This window comes from Bacillus sp. HMF5848 (assembly GCF_003944835.1).
In the GTDB taxonomy this organism is placed as follows: Bacteria; Bacillota; Bacilli; order Bacillales; family HMF5848; genus HMF5848.
Genome location: NZ_RWIV01000001.1, coordinates 907,501 through 928,275 on the forward strand (window position 1 = coordinate 907,501; position 20,775 = coordinate 928,275).

General features: G+C 35.9%; 15 protein-coding genes and 3 tRNA genes. 12 read left to right on the top strand and 6 right to left on the bottom strand.

The features are described 5' to 3' along the window. Window positions 1-7: 7 nt before the first annotated feature. The 8 genes from EJF36_RS04430 (at window position 8) to yhbH (ending at window position 6,785) form a co-directional block, all read left to right on the top strand. Window positions 8-96: transfer RNA gene (locus tag EJF36_RS04430), tRNA-Leu, on the top strand. A 39-nt stretch (window positions 97-135) separates the two neighbouring features. After that, window positions 136-217 (top strand) — tRNA-Leu (locus EJF36_RS04435). A gap of 145 nt (window positions 218-362) precedes the next feature. Next, window positions 363-436 (top strand) — tRNA-Gly (locus EJF36_RS04440). A gap of 92 nt (window positions 437-528) precedes the next feature. Then, a complete protein-coding gene (gene queG / locus EJF36_RS04445; protein WP_125905169.1) occupies window positions 529-1,665 on the top strand; it encodes a tRNA epoxyqueuosine(34) reductase QueG in 1,137 nt (378 codons plus the stop codon). A 78-nt stretch (window positions 1,666-1,743) separates the two neighbouring features. After that, complete coding sequence (locus tag EJF36_RS04450; RefSeq protein WP_125905170.1) at window positions 1,744-2,622, top strand: amidase domain-containing protein; 879 nt, start codon at window positions 1,744-1,746, stop codon at window positions 2,620-2,622. Window positions 2,623-2,632: 10 nt separating this feature from the next. Beyond that, complete coding sequence (gene trmL, locus EJF36_RS04455; protein WP_395940552.1) at window positions 2,633-3,106, top strand: tRNA (uridine(34)/cytosine(34)/5-carboxymethylaminomethyluridine(34)-2'-O)-methyltransferase TrmL; 474 nt, start codon at window positions 2,633-2,635, stop codon at window positions 3,104-3,106. 368 nt (window positions 3,107-3,474) lie between these two features. Further along, a complete protein-coding gene (locus tag EJF36_RS04460) occupies window positions 3,475-5,370 on the top strand; it encodes a PrkA family serine protein kinase (RefSeq protein WP_125905171.1) in 1,896 nt (631 codons plus the stop codon). Between the two features lie 242 nt (window positions 5,371-5,612). Further along, window positions 5,613-6,785 (top strand): sporulation protein YhbH, encoded by a 1,173-nt coding sequence (gene yhbH / locus EJF36_RS04465; RefSeq protein WP_125905172.1) that lies wholly within the window; start codon window positions 5,613-5,615, stop codon window positions 6,783-6,785. A 96-nt stretch (window positions 6,786-6,881) separates the two neighbouring features. Here the strand turns inward: yhbH and EJF36_RS04470 are convergent, their stop codons facing one another. Beyond that, on the bottom strand, window positions 6,882-7,871 hold the full coding sequence (locus EJF36_RS04470; RefSeq protein ID WP_125905173.1) for a LacI family DNA-binding transcriptional regulator: 990 nt from the start codon (window positions 7,869-7,871) through the stop codon (window positions 6,882-6,884). A 576-nt stretch (window positions 7,872-8,447) separates the two neighbouring features. On the opposite strand from EJF36_RS04470, the gene EJF36_RS04475 reads away from it, so the two are divergent. Both EJF36_RS04475 and gtfA read left to right on the top strand, forming a co-directional pair. Then, window positions 8,448-9,404, top strand: coding sequence for a carbohydrate kinase family protein (locus EJF36_RS04475; protein ID WP_125905174.1), 957 nt, complete (start codon window positions 8,448-8,450; stop codon window positions 9,402-9,404). A 13-nt stretch (window positions 9,405-9,417) separates the two neighbouring features. Next, on the top strand, window positions 9,418-10,887 hold the full coding sequence (gtfA, locus tag EJF36_RS04480; protein ID WP_125905175.1) for a sucrose phosphorylase: 1,470 nt from the start codon (window positions 9,418-9,420) through the stop codon (window positions 10,885-10,887). A 170-nt stretch (window positions 10,888-11,057) separates the two neighbouring features. On the opposite strand, the gene EJF36_RS04485 is transcribed toward gtfA, so the two are convergent. The 3 genes from EJF36_RS04485 to EJF36_RS04495 form a co-directional block, all read right to left on the bottom strand. Then, window positions 11,058-12,590, bottom strand: a complete 1,533-nt coding sequence (locus EJF36_RS04485; RefSeq protein ID WP_125905176.1) for a glycine betaine uptake BCCT transporter — start codon at window positions 12,588-12,590, stop codon at window positions 11,058-11,060. Window positions 12,591-12,929: 339 nt separating this feature from the next. Further along, complete coding sequence (locus EJF36_RS04490; protein ID WP_125905177.1) at window positions 12,930-15,533, bottom strand: cation-translocating P-type ATPase; 2,604 nt, start codon at window positions 15,531-15,533, stop codon at window positions 12,930-12,932. A 223-nt stretch (window positions 15,534-15,756) separates the two neighbouring features. After that, window positions 15,757-15,993 carry an ATP-binding cassette domain-containing protein gene (locus tag EJF36_RS04495; protein WP_125905178.1) on the bottom strand — a complete coding sequence of 79 codons (237 nt, stop codon included), beginning with the start codon at window positions 15,991-15,993 and terminating at the stop codon, window positions 15,757-15,759. A 181-nt stretch (window positions 15,994-16,174) separates the two neighbouring features. On the opposite strand from EJF36_RS04495, the gene EJF36_RS04500 reads away from it, so the two are divergent. Next, window positions 16,175-17,218, top strand: coding sequence for an NAD(P)/FAD-dependent oxidoreductase (locus tag EJF36_RS04500; protein WP_125905179.1), 1,044 nt, complete (start codon window positions 16,175-16,177; stop codon window positions 17,216-17,218). Window positions 17,219-17,336: 118 nt separating this feature from the next. On the opposite strand, the gene EJF36_RS04505 is transcribed toward EJF36_RS04500, so the two are convergent. Together EJF36_RS04505 and EJF36_RS04510 are read right to left on the bottom strand one after the other, a co-directional pair. Next, window positions 17,337-18,329, bottom strand: a complete 993-nt coding sequence (locus tag EJF36_RS04505) for a TIGR03943 family putative permease subunit (RefSeq protein WP_125905180.1) — start codon at window positions 18,327-18,329, stop codon at window positions 17,337-17,339. A 13-nt stretch (window positions 18,330-18,342) separates the two neighbouring features. Continuing rightward, window positions 18,343-19,341 carry a permease gene (locus EJF36_RS04510; protein ID WP_125905181.1) on the bottom strand — a complete coding sequence of 333 codons (999 nt, stop codon included), beginning with the start codon at window positions 19,339-19,341 and terminating at the stop codon, window positions 18,343-18,345. 242 nt (window positions 19,342-19,583) lie between these two features. On the opposite strand from EJF36_RS04510, the gene EJF36_RS04515 reads away from it, so the two are divergent. Further along, window positions 19,584-20,747 (top strand): FAD/NAD(P)-binding protein, encoded by a 1,164-nt coding sequence (locus EJF36_RS04515; protein ID WP_125905182.1) that lies wholly within the window; start codon window positions 19,584-19,586, stop codon window positions 20,745-20,747. Window positions 20,748-20,775: the final 28 nt, after the last annotated feature.

The window sequence follows — 20,775 nt, forward strand, 5'->3', positions numbered from 1 at the left end:
TGATGTTGCCGGGGTGGCGGAACTGGCAGACGCACAGGACTTAAAATCCTGCGGTAGGTGACTACCGTACCGGTTCGATTCCGGTCCTCGGCACCAATGATTTATGTGAAAACATTTCTTTATCAATTCTCTAACGCCGGTGTGGCGGAATTGGCAGACGCGCACGACTCAAAATCGTGTTCCGTTAGGAGTGTCGGTTCGACCCCGACCACCGGTATTATATGAATCTATAAGCAGGATTTTCCTGTTTTTATTTTTACTTATTGTTCGACAAATTACTACAAAAAATTCAACAGATATTATTAAGACTTGGATTAACTTGCATTATAATTAGTTTATTGTTATAATCTTCAATAAATCTTGCGGGTGTAGTTTAATGGTAAAACCTCAGCCTTCCAAGCTGATGTCGTGGGTTCGATTCCCATCACCCGCTCCATACATATGTTTCTCAACGCAGTATTTCGTTTCCATAGAGGACGAGGTATTGCGTTTTTTATTGTCAATACTATTTTAAAGGAGGGATAAGCGATGAGTTATGCAGCGTTGAAGCAGGAGCTTATAGAGTATAGTAAAATAATTGGTATTGATCAGATAGGATTTGCAAGTGCTGCAGTATTTACAACGTTAAAACAACGTCTCGAAATTCAACAGCAACTTGGTTATCAATCTGGTCTAGAAGAGCAGGATATTGCAAAACGAACGAATCCAAAGATGCTACTACCTGAAGCTAAATCAATTATTGCAATTGCGTTGGCTTATCCTTCGAAAATGGAGAATTCTCCTAAGAGTACTGCTGATCAAAAACGTGGAGTTTTCTGTAAAGCATCATGGGGATTAGACTACCACCATATACTTCGTGACAGACTTGAAAAATTAGAAGCTTTTTTAAGAGAGAGAGTACCGGGTGTTCATCTCACATCAATGGTTGATACTGGTAGTCTATCTGATCGTGCTGTTGCGGAGAGAGCTGGTATTGGGTGGAGTGGCAAAAATTGTGCCATCATATCACCAGAGTTTGGCTCTTATATTTACTTAGGTGAAATGATTACAAGTATTCCGTTTGAACCAGATACACCAATAGAAGATCAATGTGGCACATGTAATAAATGTGTAGAAGCTTGCCCAACCGATGCATTAGTACAGGGTGGACAAATAAATGCACAGCGTTGCATTTCTTTTCTTACACAAACTAAACAAATGATACCAGAAGAGTTTCGAAGTAAAATAGGGAATCGTTTATATGGTTGTGATACATGTCAAACTGTATGTCCATACAATAAAGGTATTGACTATCACAATCATCCAGAGATGGAACCAGATGGGGACAGTGTTAAACCATTGCTACGTCCGATTTTGACATTAAGTAATCGCGAGTTTAAAAAACGGTTCGGTTCTATGGCTGGGTCATGGCGTGGGAAAAAACCAATTCAACGAAACGCGCTCATTGCTCTAGCGCACTTTAAAGATAAATCCTCAGTGAGTGACTTGATACAGTTAGTTCAAAATGACTCACGTTCTGTTATCCGCGGTACAGCAGCATGGGCGCTTGGTAAAATCGGAGACATCTCAGCCTTACCAACATTAATTGAGTCCTATGATATTGAAATAGACAATGAAGTAAAGATAGAAATAGATAAAGCTATTCAAGCATTAAAAGAGTTGTAAGCCTAGTTCCTTTCGTCTTATATGAAAATGCTCTGCATAAGTATAGATTAAACAAAATGTATTGGGGTGACCTTTATTTTGCGTTCTGTACTTGAAAGTTATTTACAACAGCGTATAAGTCAATTCATAAACAGCAATATGCGATTAAAGAATGATGAAATGCTTGGTAAAAAGCGAGCGTTAATTGAGAAACGACATGTAGATGTTGTAAAGTGTAAGGCTAAGGGAACTATATGCAACGTAGTTGATAATGATGATGATACACAAACTGTAGAGTATAGTGTAATGTACCAATTTCTTATAAAACAAAAGAAAAAGATATATGTAGAAGAGCAACAAGAGCAACGGGTAGCTACATTTGAAAATGGAGAATTAATATCTGATGCTTGTCCAGTATTAGAAGGAACAGATAAATGGGATGCATTAGAAATGCTAGAAGTTAGAAATAAACTCGACGAACCTAATAAATCCGCAGTCAGTGGCTATAATCGAAATGAGGCTGTGAAATATGCGGAGCGTTGGTGGAATGATTATAATCCTAATTATCATCATTTTACAAATGATTGTACAAATTATATATCCCAATGTTTACGAGCTGGGGGTAACACGATGCGTGGGTATCCTACTCGCACACAAGGCTGGTGGTACAGAGGGAGTAACTGGTCGTTTAGTTGGTCGGTTGCACATGCTCTAACCTTATATTTAGCTTCATCCACTAGAGGGCTTCGTGCTAAAGAAGTAAAGAGCCCAAAAGAGTTGTTAGTTGGTGATATAATTTGTTATGATTTTGAAGGGGACGGTCGATTTAATCATACTACAATTGTGGTGGCTAAAGATGAAGATGGTATGCCACTTGTAAATGCCCATACTCAAAATAGTCGGATGAGATATTGGTCGTATGAAGATTCAACGGCTTATACGCCGAATATTAAATATAGATTCTATTCAATTTTATGAGGTGACACGCTTGGCCATTCATGTAGTATTATATCAACCAGAAATTCCAGCTAATACTGGAAATATTGCACGAACTTGTGCTGCTACTAATACAGCTCTTCACTTGATTCGTCCATTAGGCTTTTCAACAGATGATAAAATGTTAAAAAGAGCAGGTTTGGACTATTGGGAGTTTGTAGATATTCATTACTATGATTCCTTGGATATTTTATTTAATCAATATCCAGAGGCGCAGTTTTATTTAATTACTAAATTTGGTAAGCAAAATTACTCATCATTTGACTATAGCGATCCTGAAAAAGATGTTTTCTTTGTGTTTGGAAGAGAAACGACGGGGTTGCCTAAGAAACTGATTGAAGAAAAAGCAGATCTTTGTTTGCGTTTACCAATGACAGAGCATGTACGTTCATTAAACTTATCGAACACAGCAGCTATCTTAATATATGAAGCTCTAAGACAACAAAGTTTTAGAGATTTAACATAAAAATAAAAAAACGACCGTAGCAAGGTCGTTTTTTTTTATATACAATATTATTTTGTGCCTGGGCGGTCATTGTAGCCTGCTGTGAAGATTGCTGTTAAAAAAGCAACGATAACCCCTAAAATCAAAGCTAACTTCATTATGTAGACCTCCTTAAAATTCTTGATATCCCCTTTATTAACATGTATCTTCATTATAGCTCATATTAACTTGTTTTGTGAATGATATGATTGTACATTATAAAAATATCTATTAAGTGCAATAAGGACTCAACACGTTTCGTACAAATCTCTTAGAATGATTAGGTCATCCTTCGCATAGATTGTATTAATTACAGACTACAACACAATTCTAGATGGGGGAGGCCTCTTATGGGTATATTAAACAAAATTGAAAGGTACCGTGAAGAGGAAGAAAAGCTAAAGTGGGAAGGTACATTTGCTCAGTATTTAGAAATCTTGAAAGAAAAGCCATGGATAGCTCAATCGGCCCATTCAAGAGTCTATAATATGATAAAAGATGCTGGGATTGAAGAGGTAAATGGTAAAAAACATTACAAGTTTTTTGGTCAACAACTTTTTGGTTTAGATGAGGCGCTTGAAAGGTTAACAGAAGAATACTTTCATCCCGCTGCAAAGCGTTTAGATGTTCGCAAACGTATCTTGCTTTTAATGGGACCAGTTAGTGGAGGTAAGTCTACACTAGTAACTATGTTAAAGCGCGGATTAGAAGCTTATTCGCATACTGATCGTGGTGCTGTTTATGCAATAAAAGGTTGTCCAATGCATGAGGACCCACTTCACCTCATTCCGCATCATTTACGTGAGGATTTTTATGAAGAATATGGCATACGTATCGAAGGGAATTTATCGCCATTAAACACTATGCGAGTAGAAAAGGAATTTAGCGGTAGAATTGAAGATGTGTTAATCGAAAGAATATTCTTCTCTGAAGATAAACGTTGTGGTATCGGAACGTTTAGTCCATCAGATCCGAAAAGTCAGGATATTGCTGATTTAACGGGTAGTATAGATTTTTCAACAATTGCACAGTATGGATCTGAATCCGACCCACGTGCCTATCGATTTGATGGGGAATTAAATAAAGCGAATCGTGGTATGATGGAATTTCAGGAGATGTTAAAGTGTGATGAGAAATTCCTTTGGCATTTGCTTTCATTGACGCAAGAAGGAAACTTTAAAGCAGGGCGCTTTGCGCTTATTAGCGCAGATGAGATGATTGTTGCGCATACAAACGAAACAGAATATCGTTCTTTTATCTCTAATAAAAAGAATGAAGCATTGCATTCTCGTATTATTGTTATGCCAATTCCGTACAACTTAAAAGTTAGTGAAGAAGAGCATATTTATGAAAAAATGATTCGAGAGAGTGATGTAGCTGACACACATATTGCTCCGCACACACTTCGAGTCGCAGCTATGTTTACGATTTTAACAAGATTAAAAGAACCTAAAAAAGGTGATATTGATCTTGTTAAAAAGATGCGGTTATATGACGGAGAAAGTGTAGAAGGGTTCAATGATATTGATGTAGATGAGCTTAAGAAAGAATACCAAGATGAAGGTATGAGCGGCATTGACCCTCGTTATGTCATCAACCGTATTTCATCTGCCATTATTCGTAAGGATACACCAAATATTAATGCCTTAGATGTATTACGCTCAATAAAAGAGGGACTTGACCAACATCCTTCAATTTCAAAAGAAGACAGAGACAGGTTTATGAATTATATTTCTGTAGCTCGAAGAGAATATGATGACCTTGCGAAAAAAGAAGTCCAAAAGGCATTTGTTTACTCATATGAGGAATCTGCGAAAACTCTTATGAATAACTATTTAGATAATGTAGAGGCATACTGTAATAAGAACAAGTTACGTGATCCATTGACAGGGGAAGAAATGAATCCTGATGAAAAGCTTATGCGTTCAATCGAGGAGCAAATTGGGATATCGGAAAATGCGAAAAAGGCATTCCGTGAAGAAATACTTATTCGAATTTCTGCATTTGCAAGAAAAGGAAAAAGGTTTGATTACAACTCTCATGAGCGTTTACGTGAGGCTATTCAGAAAAAGTTGTTTGCTGACTTAAAGGACGTTGTCAAAATTACAACATCCTCGAAAACGCCGGATGAACAACAGTTAAAGAAAATAAATGAGGTAGTAGCTCGCCTTATTGATGAGCACGGCTACAATTCAACTTCTGCTAACGAGTTACTTAGGTATGTAGGTAGTTTGTTAAATAGATAATATTCTTAAGAAAAGTCAATGGGCTGTTGGTCATCGCGATCATCAGCCCTCACTTTTACTATCACATAAATAGGAGACTGTTCATCTTAATTTTCAAAATAATTTGTAAATTTATGTAAAGTCTTGCATACTATAGAGTAATCCATCTTTTTACTGATAGTAAAAAAAGTATATTTTATCCGACAGAATAACTGTATGCAGTGTAAGGGCTTTTGGTGAAAAAAATTATAGGAGGGTCAGATATGTCAGAAAGTGATGCAAGGCAATTTGTTGTGTCAAAAGAGGATTGGTCCCTCCATCGCAAAGGCTATGACGATCAGCAGCGTCACCAAGAGAAAGTCCAGGAGGCCATCAAGAATAATCTCCCTGATCTTGTTTCTGAAGAAAGTATTGTAATGTCAAATGGAAAAGATGTAGTTAAAATTCCAATCAGATCGTTAGATGAGTATAAAATACGTTATAACTATGATAAAAACAAACATGTTGGCAGTGGAGATGGTGATAGCCAAGTTGGTGATGTAATAGCTCGCGAAGGAGGTCAACCAACAAAAGGTGCTGGGAAAGGGCAAGGTGCTGGTGATCAAGCGGGTGAAGATTATTATGAAGCAGAAGTATCTTTAATGGAAATTGAAGAGGCATTATTTAAACAATTAGAACTTCCTAACTTAAAAAGGAAGGAACGAGATGAGAATAAGCTTGAAGATATTGAATTTAACGATATTCGTAAAACGGGATTGATGGGGAATATCGACAAGAAGCGAACGATGATGACAGCGTTTAAACGAAATGCAATGAAGGGAGATGCAGCATTCCATCCAATATATCCAGAAGATTTAAAGTTTAAAACATGGAATGAAATTGAAAAACCAGATTCAAAAGCGGTTGTGTTAGCTATGATGGATACATCAGGTTCGATGGGTGTTTGGGAGAAGTATATGGCACGTAGCTTCTTCTTTTGGATGACACGGTTCCTTCGGACTCAATATCAAACGGTGGATATTGAGTTCATTGCTCATCATACAGAGGCTAAAGTAGTAGATGAAGAGTCATTCTTTTCAAGAGGAGAAAGTGGAGGGACCATTTGTTCATCCGCTTATCGAAAAGCTCTAGAAGTTATTAACGAGAAGTACCATCCAGACCGTTATAACATTTACCCATTCCATTTTTCAGATGGTGATAATTTAACTTCAGATAACCCACGATGTGTCAAGCTTGTTGGAGAGCTTATGGAAATATCAAATATGTTTGGCTATGGTGAAGTAAACCAATACAACAGGCACTCAACGTTAATGTCCGCTTATAAAAACATTTCTGATGAACGATTCCGTCACTTTATATTGAAGCAAAAAGTAGACGTCTTTCATGCGATGAAGCACTTTTTTAAAAAAGAGGAAGAGAATAAGATGTATGCGTAAACGGGAGAGTATTGTTGTAGGTTAATTTGAGATGTAACTCGTTATAAAAGTAAAAAAGCCTGTATCCTTTACACAACTAAAGGATGCAGGCTTTATCTATGTTGTGTGTCCTTTTATTAATTCTACGTCAACAACGGAATTGTTAATTGTGTCTGCATCTTTATTCTCAATCATATTAATAATGGTGGAGCTTAGTACTTTGCCTAATCGGTTAACTGGTTGAGCAATTGTTGTAAGTTTTGGTGTTTGAAGCATTCTTGTGAAGCTATGATAATCATATCCAACAATTTTAAGCTGTTCGGGTATTTTTATTCCATTTTCTGTCGCATAGAGAAACAGTGCATATGCTACCATATCGTTAGTACAAAAGACGCCATCGTACTCAGAAAGTGTATCTGCAATTTCACTCTTAATAAAGTTATGAAAATACTCAAAAGTTAAGTTGTCTTGAGAGCCTTCAATCACATGATGAGACACTTTATGCCTTAGACACGTTACAAGAAATGCGTCAGTACGTCTGTTTGCTAATAAATCTAACTTTAATGGCCCGGAAATGTGTAACAAGCGTTTACACCCGGATTGAATTAAATGCGTGGTAGCGAGTTCTCCTCCTCGAAAATTATCAGAAGCAACATATGGAAACTGGTTAGAAATGATTCGGTCAAAAGTAACAATAGGAGAATTAACTTTTTTATACTCATTAACATCTAATGTGTGACTACACATAATAATCCCATCAACACGGTTTTCCTTCATCATACGAATGTATTTTTCTTCTTTTTCTGGTTGGTCTAACGAATTACAAATCAGTACTTTATAGTTTTTCTCATTTGCGTAAATTTCAACATGTTTTATCAATTCAGAGAAAAACGGATGATTTGAGTCGGGTACAATCATTCCCAATATGTAAGACTGACTTTTTTGGAGAGCCCTAGCAATTTCGTTAGGAGAGTAATTAATCTCTGTCATAGCTTCTTCAACTTTTCTTCTTGTTTCTTTGCTAATGTATCCACGATTGTTTAAAACTCGAGAAACTGTAGTAATAGAGACACCAGCACGCTGTGCAACATCTTTAATAGTTGTCACGTTCTTGTCGCACCTTTCTTTGTAAAATGCATTGTCATGATTATATAATGTATTTTGTTTATCGTATATTATAATTATACTAATTTTGTGAAAACCTTACCATGTTTTTTAAAAAGAAATTTCTATACATAATTGTCTATATATAGCGGTAGACCGATGTTGATTGTATATAATACAGAAACAATGGGGAACCACTTATATGAAAACGTTTGACACAAAAATCGCATCATAGTAATATACTAATTGATATTTATAATAATTTAGCATTAATTTACTAAAATTATACAGCAACCTTGGAAGGTTTTTTATAAAAAAGAGTCTAGACCAATTCTAGACTAGTGACTGTATTGATTAAAACTTTGTCTCCAAGGGTAAAACTATTTGAGTTCTTATATATATTTCCTGAGCTTCAAATGAAAATTGTTAAGGAGATATTTTTAGATAAATTACAGCTAAAAATCCTACCAGCTTTGAAATTATTATAATCAAGTGATAAAAAATATTACTATATTGCAACATCATGGCTAAACTCCTTTATTGAAATTTTCAAAATAACATATTTGGAGGATAAGTGAAATGCTTAATTTCAACGATAAAATAAACTTTCAAGACAGCTCTAATGATATTTTAACAATCGGCGAACTACTCATTGATATGATTTCTGATGATTATGATGATAACTTCGATTGTAATACGTATACAAAGTATTTCGGAGGATCTCCGTCTAATATTGCCATGAATGTGAAGAAATTAGGTATTAATTCACTTGTGGCTTCTGCAGTAGGGAACGATGGGTTAGGAAATTATTTGATTAAACAATTGAATGAAGCTAACATCGATACGCGTTGTGTTCAGCAAGTCGATTATTCTACCAGCTTAGTACTTGTGACGAAAAGTAAGAACAGTCCGATACCAATCTTTTACCGAGAAGCCGATTATCAGCTAACTTATACCTCTGTGCTTGAAGAAAGCTTAGCAAGCTCAAAAATTGTTCATTTTTCTTGCTGGCCAATATCTAGAACTCCAGTTAGAGGCACGATTGAAAAAGTAATAGAGGTTGCTAAAAAGAATAATTTACTTATTTGCTTTGACCCAAACTATCATCCAATGATTTGGCAAAAAGGTGAAAATGGCGTTGAGTATGTAAAGTCTGTTATCAGTCAGGTAGATATTGTAAAACCGTCAGAAGATGATGCTGAACGATTATTTGGGAAAGACACTGTAGAAAATCAAATCGAAAAATTTTTAAAACTTGGTGCGAAGCTTGTCATAATGACACTAGGTAAAGATGGTGCCATCGTCTCTAACGGGCAGGAGATGATTAGGTTTGCAACCTTGGCAAATGAAGTTGTCGATACAACGGGAGCCGGGGATGCGTTTTGGTCTGGGTTTTATAGCGCGTTAGTAAAAGGGTACACGATTCGTGAATCGTTAAACTTAGGGTTTGCTGTTAGTGCATACAAGCTTAAATTTACAGGTGCGGTAGTAGATTTACCAAAGCTTGAAATAATAAAAAAAGCTTACGAAATATAGGAGGTAAAGTTCCATGGCTGTGAAAAATCAAGTACAACTGATTACGTATCCAGATTCTCTAGGAGGAGACTTAAAGGCACTAAACAGTGTTTTAACTAACCACTTTTCTGATATCTTTAAAGGTGGCGTTCACATTCTGCCTCCATTCCCATCATCAGGTGACAGAGGATTTGCTCCATTAACATATTTAGAAATTGAACCTAAGTTTGGAACGTGGGAAGACCTAAAAGCAATTGGTGAGAAATTTGATATATTAGTCGACTTAATGGTTAATCATATTTCTCAAAAATCCCCGTACTTTCAAGATTTTCTTGAAAAGGGTAGGAAATCAGAGTATGCAGACTTGTTTATTACATTAGATAAAGTTTGGGAAGATGGACAACCTGTGCAAGAGGATATCGAGAAAATGTTTTTGCGTAGACCGTTACCTTATTCTACTTTTACCATTAAAGAAACTGGGGAAGAGGAAAAGGTATGGACTACATTCGGGAAAACGGATCCTTCGGAGCAAATTGATTTTGATATCCATTCAGAAAATGTAAGGCAGCTGTTTACCGAGTTTTTTATAAATTTTAAAAAGCATAACGTGAAAATCGTGAGACTAGATGCTGTGGGATATATCATTAAGAAGTTAGGAACGAGTTGTTTCTTTGTTGAACCTGATATTTATGAGTTTCTAGATTGGATTATGGATCTTGCTAAATCATTAGATATCGAATTGCTTCCAGAAGTACATTCTCACTATTCTATTCAATATAAGCTAGCTGAGCATGGTTATTGGATTTATGACTTTATTTTGCCTTATCGAGTTCTAGATACGTTAATCAATAAAAATAGTGAAGCACTACTTGACTATTTGAAAAATCGACCAGAGAAGCAGTTTACGATGCTAGATTGCCATGATGGGATTCCAGTCAAACCAGATTTAGATGATTTAATTGATACGAAGGAAGCAAGAGAGTTGGTTGATGTGTGTCTGGATAGAGGGTCTAATTTAAGTCTTATTTTATCAGATGATCATAAAGCCGAAGATGGTTTTGATGTTCACCAAATCAGATGCACATACTATTCTGTGTTGGATTGTGATGACAATGCCTATCTTGCAGCTAGAGCGATACAATTTTTCACACCAGGAGTACCTCAAGTGTATTATGTAGGATTGCTTGCAGGTGAAAATGATGAGGAAAATATTAAAGCAACAGGTGATGGACGTGAAATAAACCGTCATAACTTTAGTCTTACTGAAATTGAACAATCACTTGAAAAAGATGTTGTGCAACGACTATTAAAACTCATTCGTTTTAGAAATGAATATGATGCCTTTAATGGAGAGTTTGACGTGTTACAGTCTAGTAAAGATGAAATCCGTCTGTTATGGAAAAAAGATCATAAAAACTGTACACTATTTATCGACCTTAAAACAATGAAAACCATCATTGACTACGTCAATGAAGATGGGACGACTACTCAATATTTTGTATAGAACAGTAAAAAGCTCGGCAGAAATGCCGAGCTTTTTGATTGAAAATGATGAAAGTATGAAGATAGGAAAAACCTGTCTTTTTTTAAAACCAAAAATAATACTTTTACAGCATAATGCTTAAACCATCATTTGCAAACCAGCATGACGCCTATCCTAGCTATTAACATACTTTACACTGGATTGCTTCCTTCTTCATCTGATATTTTAATTCTCTTCTTCTTAGCTTTCGCTGGGGCAATTTCCTTTTGAAATTCTTTTAATACAGCAAAAGACATAGCAATTAAGGCAAAGGTTAAAGGAAAGGCACTGACTATGATGGCCGTTTGCATAGCACTTAATCCACCAGATAGCATTAAAACGACTGCTGATGCTGATAGAAATATGCCCCAAGTAAATTTAACAACGTTAGGAGGGTTTAAGTCACCCCTAGTTGTTTGCATACCTAGTACAAATGTAGCTGAATCTGCTGATGTAACAAAAAATGTGGTGATAAGCATAAGTGTTATAACAACTAATACCCCTGTAAATGGAAGCATTTCATATACATAGAACAATGCTGTTTCAAGATTCTGACCAGCAATATTCGTTCCTTCAAAATAATCAAAGTAAATAGCAGTTCCACCGAAAACTGCAAACCAAAATGCACAAACAAGGGTAGGAATAACTAATACAGCGACAACAAACTCACGGACTGTTCTTCCTTTAGAGACACGAGCGATGAATGTTCCGACAAAGGGTGCCCATGCTATCCACCATGCCCAATAAAATATTGTCCATCCTTGTACCCATGAAGCACGCTCCTCATAAAATGGGGCAAGCCTTAAACCCATACTTGGTAGATTTTGTATGTACCCTCCCAATGTTGTAGTAAATAAATCAAGAACAAATTTTGTTGGGCTTAAAATTAAAAATGCTATTAGAAGAATAACAGCTAATATTAAATTGGCGTTACTTAAGTATTTAATTCCTTTATTAAGTCCTGTACCAGCGGATAATAAAAACATGACCGTGACAATGGAGATAATAATAAGCTGAATGGTAAAGGTGTTGGGAATACCAATTATATAGTTTAGTCCACCATTAATTTGAGCGGCACCTAATCCTAAGGAAGCGGCTACGCCGAAAATAGTAGCAAACACAGCTACAACATCTACAGCTGTTCCAATTGGTCCATTTGCCCTGTCTCCAAGTAAAGGTGTTAGAGTAACACTTATTAAGCCAGGCTTATTTTTTCTGAATTTATAATAGGCTAGAATTAACGCAATAGTGGCATATATTGCCCAAGCGTGAAATCCCCAGTGCAAATATGTGTAGCGTAATGCGGTTCTTGCAGCCTCTGGTGTTCCTCCTTCACCTAAAGGAGGATTGGCAAAATGAGAAATAGGCTCAGATACCCCAAAAAACAACAAACCGATCCCCATACCAGCACTAAATAGCATCGCAAACCATGTAGCTCTATTAAAGTCTGGTGTGTCATCATCTTTTCCTAATTTAATTTTCCCATATTTGCTAAAAATGAGGAAGATTGCAAAGATAAGAAAAAAGGTAGCTGACAGTTGATAGAACCAGCCAAATGTGTCTAAAAAGTAGGCTTTAGTTTGATCCATAACAGCCCCTAAATGATCGGGTGCAATGATCCCCCACCCTACAAAAGCACTTGCAATTACTAATGAAATCCAAAAAACCTTTGATACTTTATCCACCTAAGAGCAACTCCTTGTTGGTTATAGAGTGTAATATACCTTTATAATGCCCGAATAATGTTAATCCATGAATTTTATATTGGCAGATAATCGCGGAGTTATTTTGCTGAAGAGCGTAGCTAAGTTGAAAGTGCCCCACTTCCTAGAATCGTGTTTGAAGATAAAGAAGAAATAAACTGTTCGATGTTAAAAAAGCCCCCTAAGGTACAAAAGGACTGTAAGGTTTTGTATAATCAATAAAATGAAGAGACACGCATCATTTATTCTGAAAAACAGGAACAGACTGACTAGGTTCTTGTCAGCCTGCTCCATATTTTAGGATGAGATATTATATTCTAATTACTTTACAAAAAATATTTTGTAAAGTTGAATTAGTACTAAAGGCATTAAAGCAAGTCCATACACATATGAGAATTGAATTGGTGTGAGAGATACCACTTCAAACACTCTTTTTAATGGTTCTAATAAAAGCACAAGCTGCAACAATATAATCCCTAATATAACCGCAGCAATTAAATATAGGTTTGTATGCAAGCCAACTTTGAAAATGGAGTGTTTAGAGCGTGCATTAAAACCGTGAAATAAACGGGCAAGACATAAAGTTGCAAAGGCCATTGTGCTTGCAGTCATCGCATCTCCAGTTGATAATCCAATATGAAACGCCAGTAAGGTAGCAACTGCAATCAAGAAACCTTCTATTAGAAGTCTAGATGCAAACACTTTGTTAAGAAGCGGGGTATTTACATCTCTAGGTTTTTCGTTCATAACATGCTTGTTATGTGGCTCAAGTCCAATCGCAATAGCAGGTAAGCTATCCGTTAACAAGTTAATAAATAGTAAGTGAACAGGAGCGAATGGAACTGGCAAACCACCTATAGCAGCGTAGAGAACAGAAATAATCCCGGCAGTGTTTCCTGCAAGTAGGAATCGTATAGCATTTTTTATATTTGTATAGATGCTACGACCATTTGCTATTGCTTTCACAATGGTTGAAAAGTTATCATCAGTTAAGACCATAGAGGATGCGTCTTTTGCCACTTCTGTCCCGGTTATCCCCATGGCAATACCTATGTCTGCCTGTTTTAAGGCCGGACCATCGTTGACACCATCTCCTGTCATAGCCACGATATTCCCTTTTTCTTGCCATGCTTTAACTATACGAATTTTATGCTCTGGTGAAACTCTAGCGTATACAGAGATGTTTTCAACTCTGTTTTTCAGGTCGTCGTCGGTCATTTTCTCTAATTCAAAACCTTCTAGAGCCTGCCCATCTTGGAGAATACCTATCTCTTTAGCGATGGCCGAAGCTGTAATTTTATGATCTCCTGTTATCATAACGGGTTTTATGCCAGCTGTTATACATTGTGCTACAGCATCTTTTGACTCAGCACGAGGAGGGTCCATCATCGCTGTAAGTCCAACGAAAATAAGATTGTTTTCATCATCAGTTGAGATGTTATTTAGGTTATTTACTTCTTTATAAGCAAAGGCTAGTACCCGTAATCCACTAGCAGAAAATTGTTGATTAATCTCATGGATTTTTATTCTATCTTCTTCAGAAAAGTCTGTAATACCATCGGCTGTTTCTATTTTAACAATGCGATCTAATAACACATCGACAGCACCTTTTGTAATCAGTACATTTCTGGATTCAATTGTATTGACAGTACTCATTAATTTTCTGTCAGAATCAAACGGTACTTCTTTCAACCTAGGGTATTTTGATCTTGTCTCCATTTCTTCCAATCCGTAAATCTCTTCTCCAAGATTCACAAGAGCAATTTCTGTTGGATCACCAATTTCCTTTTTGTCGGTGGTTATCGCATCATTACATAAAATATTCATTAATATAAAATCTTTATGTAACCGCTCATTCATTTGGAGTTTATTATGTTCGTAAACTTGATTATCTAGAAAGACTTGCTGAACTGTCATTTTGTTTTGTGTTAAAGTACCAGTCTTGTCTGAGCATATTACCGATATGCTTCCTAAGCTCTCTACTGCATGAAGTTTGCGAATAATCGCATTTTCCTTTGCCATCTTTTGCGTTCCAAAAGCTAAGACGATTGTTACGATTGAGCTTAAAGCCTCCGGAATGGCAGCTACCGCTAATGCGACTGCAAACATAAAAGAATCGATGATAGTTCGTCCTCGGAATAAATCAATTGCAAATATAATAATCGCTATAATGATGATAGCTATCGCTAGTTTCTTACCGAAATTATCAAGATTAACTTGAAGAGGTGTTTTCTTTTCTTTCGCATTTTCCATTAGATTTGCGATTTTACCGATTTCTGTATCTTTACCGATCTCTGTTACGACAATAACACCCCGGCCATATGTTACAAAACTACCAGAAAAAACCATATTAGTTTTATCACCGATAGATATGTCATCTTCTGTGATTGGCTCAATTGTCTTCTGTACGCTGATTGACTCCCCTGTTAACGAGCTTTCATTCACTTGAAGGCTATGGCTTTCTAATATTCTGCCGTCAGCACTAATAAAATCTCCAGCATCGAGATATAAGATGTCACCTACCGTGACTTCTTTTGAAGGAATTTCAACCTTTTTTCCATTTCTTAAAACCTTTGCTGATGGAGCTGATAAGTTTTTAAGGCTTTTCAGTGACTGCTCTGCCTTTACATGCTGTACCGTTCCAAGTATTGCATTAATTATAACCACCACAAGAATGACAACGGTACTTTCGAACTTTCCTAAAAAGGCAGATAATAATGCTGCGACAATTAGGATTATAACGAGGAAATCTTTAAACTGCTCTAAGAAAACTTGAATAGTACTTTTCCGACGTTCCTCGCCTAATTCATTCAAGCCAAATTGCTCTTGTCTTTTTTGGACTTCAGTATCTGTAAGACCGTCTTTTGTAGCATTAATCTTTGTAAGTACTTCATCTGTTGTTTGATTGTGGTAATGATTAGCCATGTTTAACTCCTTTCAATACAGAGGGTAACTGTATAATTCCTGTTAATTACTATGTCACTAAATATCGACGTTATGCACAGCAAGGGGTCTGTGATAATCATATCAGAATAGTTAGTTTCTAGTGAAGAGGATAATGGTAAATATAACCTGAAATTAGGCTAGAGCATAATGTTAAAACCGCCTATTTCTATAAAAACAGATAATAAATAATAGGGGATTTATCTTAAAAAAAGAGAGAAATAGCAGCCTTTTCATTTGAGATACGCTCACCATCTAAAATAATGGAGCCTAATCGGTGTGGAATAATTCGAGTCATGGCTTTTAACAAGGTAATCTTCCTACAGCCATTAGAGCCGATAATGGTCGTGATCTTATTGTAAGGAACTGTAATGCTTAAATCTATGATAATGAGTCGGTCACCCAATCCAATACGTATGTCTTTTGTAAAAAGGCGAGTCATAATTTATGCCGTCCCAAAAAAACTTACTTAAAAATACCTATATAGTATTGATAATCATTATCAATGTAAAGTACAATTATTACTGTGGGGATAATGATAATCATTGTCAATGACAGGTTTATAATTTCACAGAAAAATATATACTCAGAAAACTAAACTGTTTTAGGGAGTGAATAAAAGTATGGATTGTTATGATGTTACGATAATTGGCGGTGGACCAGCAGGATTATACTCTGCTTTTTATAGCGGGTTAAGAGAGATGAAAACAAAAGTCATTGAGTCTCAGCCGCAACTTGGAGGTAAGCTTCATATTTACCCGGAAAAAATGATATGGGATGTGGGTGGACAAACACCGATTCCATGCGCTAAGTTAATTGACCAGCTTACCCAGCAAGGGTTAACATTCAATCCAACTGTTGTTTTAAATGAAAAGGTCTCATCAATCTCAAAACGAGCTGATGGCATCTTTGTACTAACAACAGGTACGGGACAAAAACACTACTCTAAGACAGTGATCGTGTCTGTAGGAAGTGGAGTATTAAAACCGCAGAAGTTACATATCGATGGTGCGGAGCGCTTTGAAATTAGTAATCTTCATTATACCGTTAAGTCATTAATGTACTTTAAAGATAAAACAGTAGTCCTTTCTGGTGGGGGAAATACGGCTATAGACTGGGCAAATGCATTAGAGCCTGTTGCGAAAAAGGTATATGTTACGTATCGTAAACCACAATTTAAAGGACACGAGTCTCAAGTAACACAGCTCTTAAATAGCACAGCCGAATGTTTATTTAATACATCAATCACTAAACTAATAGCGAATGAAAGCCAAGATGAAATAAAAAGTGTAGAACTCACGAATAGTGAAACAGGGAAAATAGTACAGGTCGATATTGACGATGTTGTTATTAATCATGGATTTGAACAAGATACATCATTGTTACAAAATAGTGAGTTAAATATTAAAATGCTCGATAACTTCTTTATTGAAGGAAATGCTTGTTGTGAAACATCTATACCAGGCTTATATGCTGCAGGAGATATCATTAAGTACGATGGCAAAGTAAACTTAATAATGGGTGCATTTCAGGATGCCGCAAATGCAGTCAATAAAGCGAAGCAATTTATACAACCGGATGCAACAGCAGCTGGAATGGTATCATCCCATAATGAGGTTTTTAAAGAAAAAAATCGTGAGTTAGTGAAGAAGTTAATAATGAGATAATCAGAGATAAATTTCCTTAGAAAATAGCTAGAGTATGAGTTTCATGATAAAAAGTATTCCTTAAAAATTAAGCAAACAAAACCAGTTATGAACTGTAACTGGTTTTGTTTCTAAGTAATTATAAAATCCTTACATTTATAGGGTAAAGATAAGGCTCTTTAGGTTGATCAATAACTTTCCATGCTGTAATTTTAACTAAAGGTAGCTCAATGCCATTATAGGTGGTAATCTCTAGAACCCCTTTTGCTTCAAGCCATGTATCTGTTTGAATTGATTCAGCCTCTGCAAATTCTGATAAAAAGCCAATAATGCTTGCGTCCGCCACACAATGGGTAATTAAAAAGCGTGCGATAACTAGTTGATTGTTAGGGATGCCTTCCTCTTTATATACAAACCCCTTTAGTTCAATTTCACGCCCTTCATATTTAGCAAGATCTTTGCTAATTTCCTCATAATACGTACTGTAAACATAATCATTCATATCAATAGTCGTGCTTTTTTCAAGCTTTCTTATTAGCTCGTTAAGCTCGTCTTTTGAAATTTCTGGTTGATTCGTTAAATTAGGGTCAGGTGCATTATCTATATCTAGATTTTCTTCTTCAGAAATACCAGTCTCGTCGGTTTCATTTATCGAGTAATCTTCGGTGTTATCTGATTCAATTGTAGGTTCCTTGGAATTATTTTTGGCAATATCTGAACTAGAAGCGGATTCCTTGTTGTTTGCTAAAATTGCCATGCCCCCTTTTTTCTCGGCAATTGAAGCATCCATTATTTTTGCTGGTAAAACAAATCCTGTAATAAGTGGGAACACAATAATGCCGTAAGAAATAAATTTTTTGAAAGTAAACGGCTTGTCCCCGTGGTCATGGCTACAATGGTCGTCGTGAATATGATTATGATTACAACTCTGTCTTTCCTTTTTCTCAGTCCATACTCTAGTAATCTGTATGAAAAATAGAAATAAGAACAAAACGGAAGCAGTTTGACTTAATCCTACATATTTAGGATTTACAAACATAGTAATTTCTGACGTGAAATTAATTTTAAAGAGGAAGGCAGAAAATGATAAAAGTATTAAGGCTCTAAATGCCTGTTGCATATTAAACTTCATAATTTCTAGCCTCCTAAATAAAATTTTGAACGAGCATGATAGTGATAAATACAACTGATGTCACTAATAGTAGTACCCACATTACAAATCTAGCTTTAAAGGCACTTAACATGATTAATGTGTTTTTAAAATCAATCATCGGACCAAAAATTAAAAAGCCTAGTACAGCAGGTGTAGGAAAAATACTGTTAAATGATGCGCCAATAAAAGCATCTGCTTCAGAGCATAATGATAATATATAAGCTAGTCCCATCATAATCGATAATGATACAACCATGCCATCACCAGCCTCTAACAGTGCTCTTGCTGGTACATACGCTTGTACAAAAGCAGCAAGAAAGGCTCCTAATACTAAATACTTCCCCATATCAAAAAATTCATCGATTGAATGCTTTAGCATAGATTCTACTTTTTTAATTAACGACGTGTTATCAGCGTGATTGAGGTTACTAGTAATTGTTATGGAGTGCCTTAGCTGTGTCCCTTTGAATAGGAAACTAATAATAACACCGACTATTACAGCTATTAAAAATCCTAATCCCATTCGTAAGCCTGCGATTTTAATATCATTGCCAAATGCCATGTATGTGGAGGCGATAACAATAGGGTTAATTAAAGGACCCGTTAACATAAACCCTATCGCTGCGTAAATAGGTACCCCTTTTTGAACCAATCGTCTAATAATGGGCACAATACCACACTCACATGCAGGAAAAAGTGCCCCGATTACGCAGCTCATAATAACTGCTAAAAAGCGATTTTTCGGAATCAATCGTTGAATGTGTTCTTCTGTCACAAAAATCTGAATGCTCCCTGCAATAAGTACACCAATTAAAACAAACGGCAGTGCTTCAATCAAGATACTTAGAAAAATAGTGTTCATATTAAGTATAGTAGGAGAAACATTAAGTAAATCTTTTAAATTGGGTGCTGTAATAAAAAGTAATAGAGCAAGGCCAATAATAGCTATGCCTGTAAAATCAAAAATATAAGAACGAAGTGTGCGAATCATGGAGAACCTCCTTACATGTAGATTGGTATTATTTAAAGAGTAGATGTTACTAGTATATTAAAGTACTTAAAGGTTGAAAATCGTAATTATTACGTTTTGTATTTTATAGCATTCATATGAATAAGTAAATAGTTTTAGAACGGTACATATAGTATATAACGTTTTTTTGTTTCTTGCATTTTCTTTACGTTTCGAATAAAATAAATCGTAATCATTACGATTTATAAAAGGAGGTGCAAACGTTGTATGATTGGTTAATCATTGGTGGGGGCATACATGGATGTACGGTGGCTGTATATTTAATCAAAAGCAAAATTGCTACAACTGAACAAATTCGTATTGTTGATCCATATAAGGAACCGCTACACCTTTGGCGGAAAAATACGGAGAGAATTGGGATGAAATATTTACGCTCACCATTCGTTCATCATATAGATGTTGATGCATTTTCTTTAACTAAGTTTGCCAAAAAACATAAAAACGAAGATTTTTATGGTCCGTATAAACGTCCGTCTCTAGAGCTTTTTAATGAGCATTGCATGGAAATTATGGATGCTGTCAGCCTCCATAATATGTGGCATTGTGGGTTAGTGAAGGATATAAGTAAAGGTTCTGGGTGTTGGAGGGTTGATATAAACAACGGAGAAAGTTTACTAGCAAAAAATGTTGTACTGTCTATAAGTTTAATCAATCAACCTATGATTCCAGATTGGATACAACATGTTAGAAACGGTCAAAATGTTGCTCATATTTTTGATGAAAATGTGAAAGATCTTACTGATTTTGAGCCTCCAATTATTGTAGTGGGGGGAGGAATAACAGCCGCACACACTTGTATTACTTTAAGTGAGTTATTTCCTGGTAACGTTACGTTGTTAACTAGGCATGATCTTCGTGTTCATGATTTTGATAGTGATCCTGGTTGGTTAGGACCTAAATATATGACTGCATTTCATAAAGTTAACGACTATGGTGAACGAAGAAAGATGATTCAAAAAGCACGATATAAAGGATCGATGCCGAAAGAGTTATATAACAAACTATCTATGTTAGTAAGAACAGAAAAATTGAAGATTGTAATTGATGAAGTCATTGATATAAGCAACGATGAGAGAAAGCATAAATTCAACTTATCTAAACAGCAATTTTTAGAAGCTTCTTCGATTATTTTGACAACAGGGTTTGAACCTACCATGCCTAAGCAAGATTGGTTACATAGACTGATAACAGCGGAAAAGTTAGCGTGTGCTAGTTGTGGGTTTCCTATTGTAAAAGAATCTTTAGAATGGTGTAAGAATTTGTATGTGACAGGACCATTAGCGGAACTTGAATTAGGTCCAACAGCAAGAAATATATCAGGAGCTAGAAAAGCAGCCGAAAGAATAGTGTTACATTCTGTTGTATGAATCGTAATGATAACGATTATTGATTAGG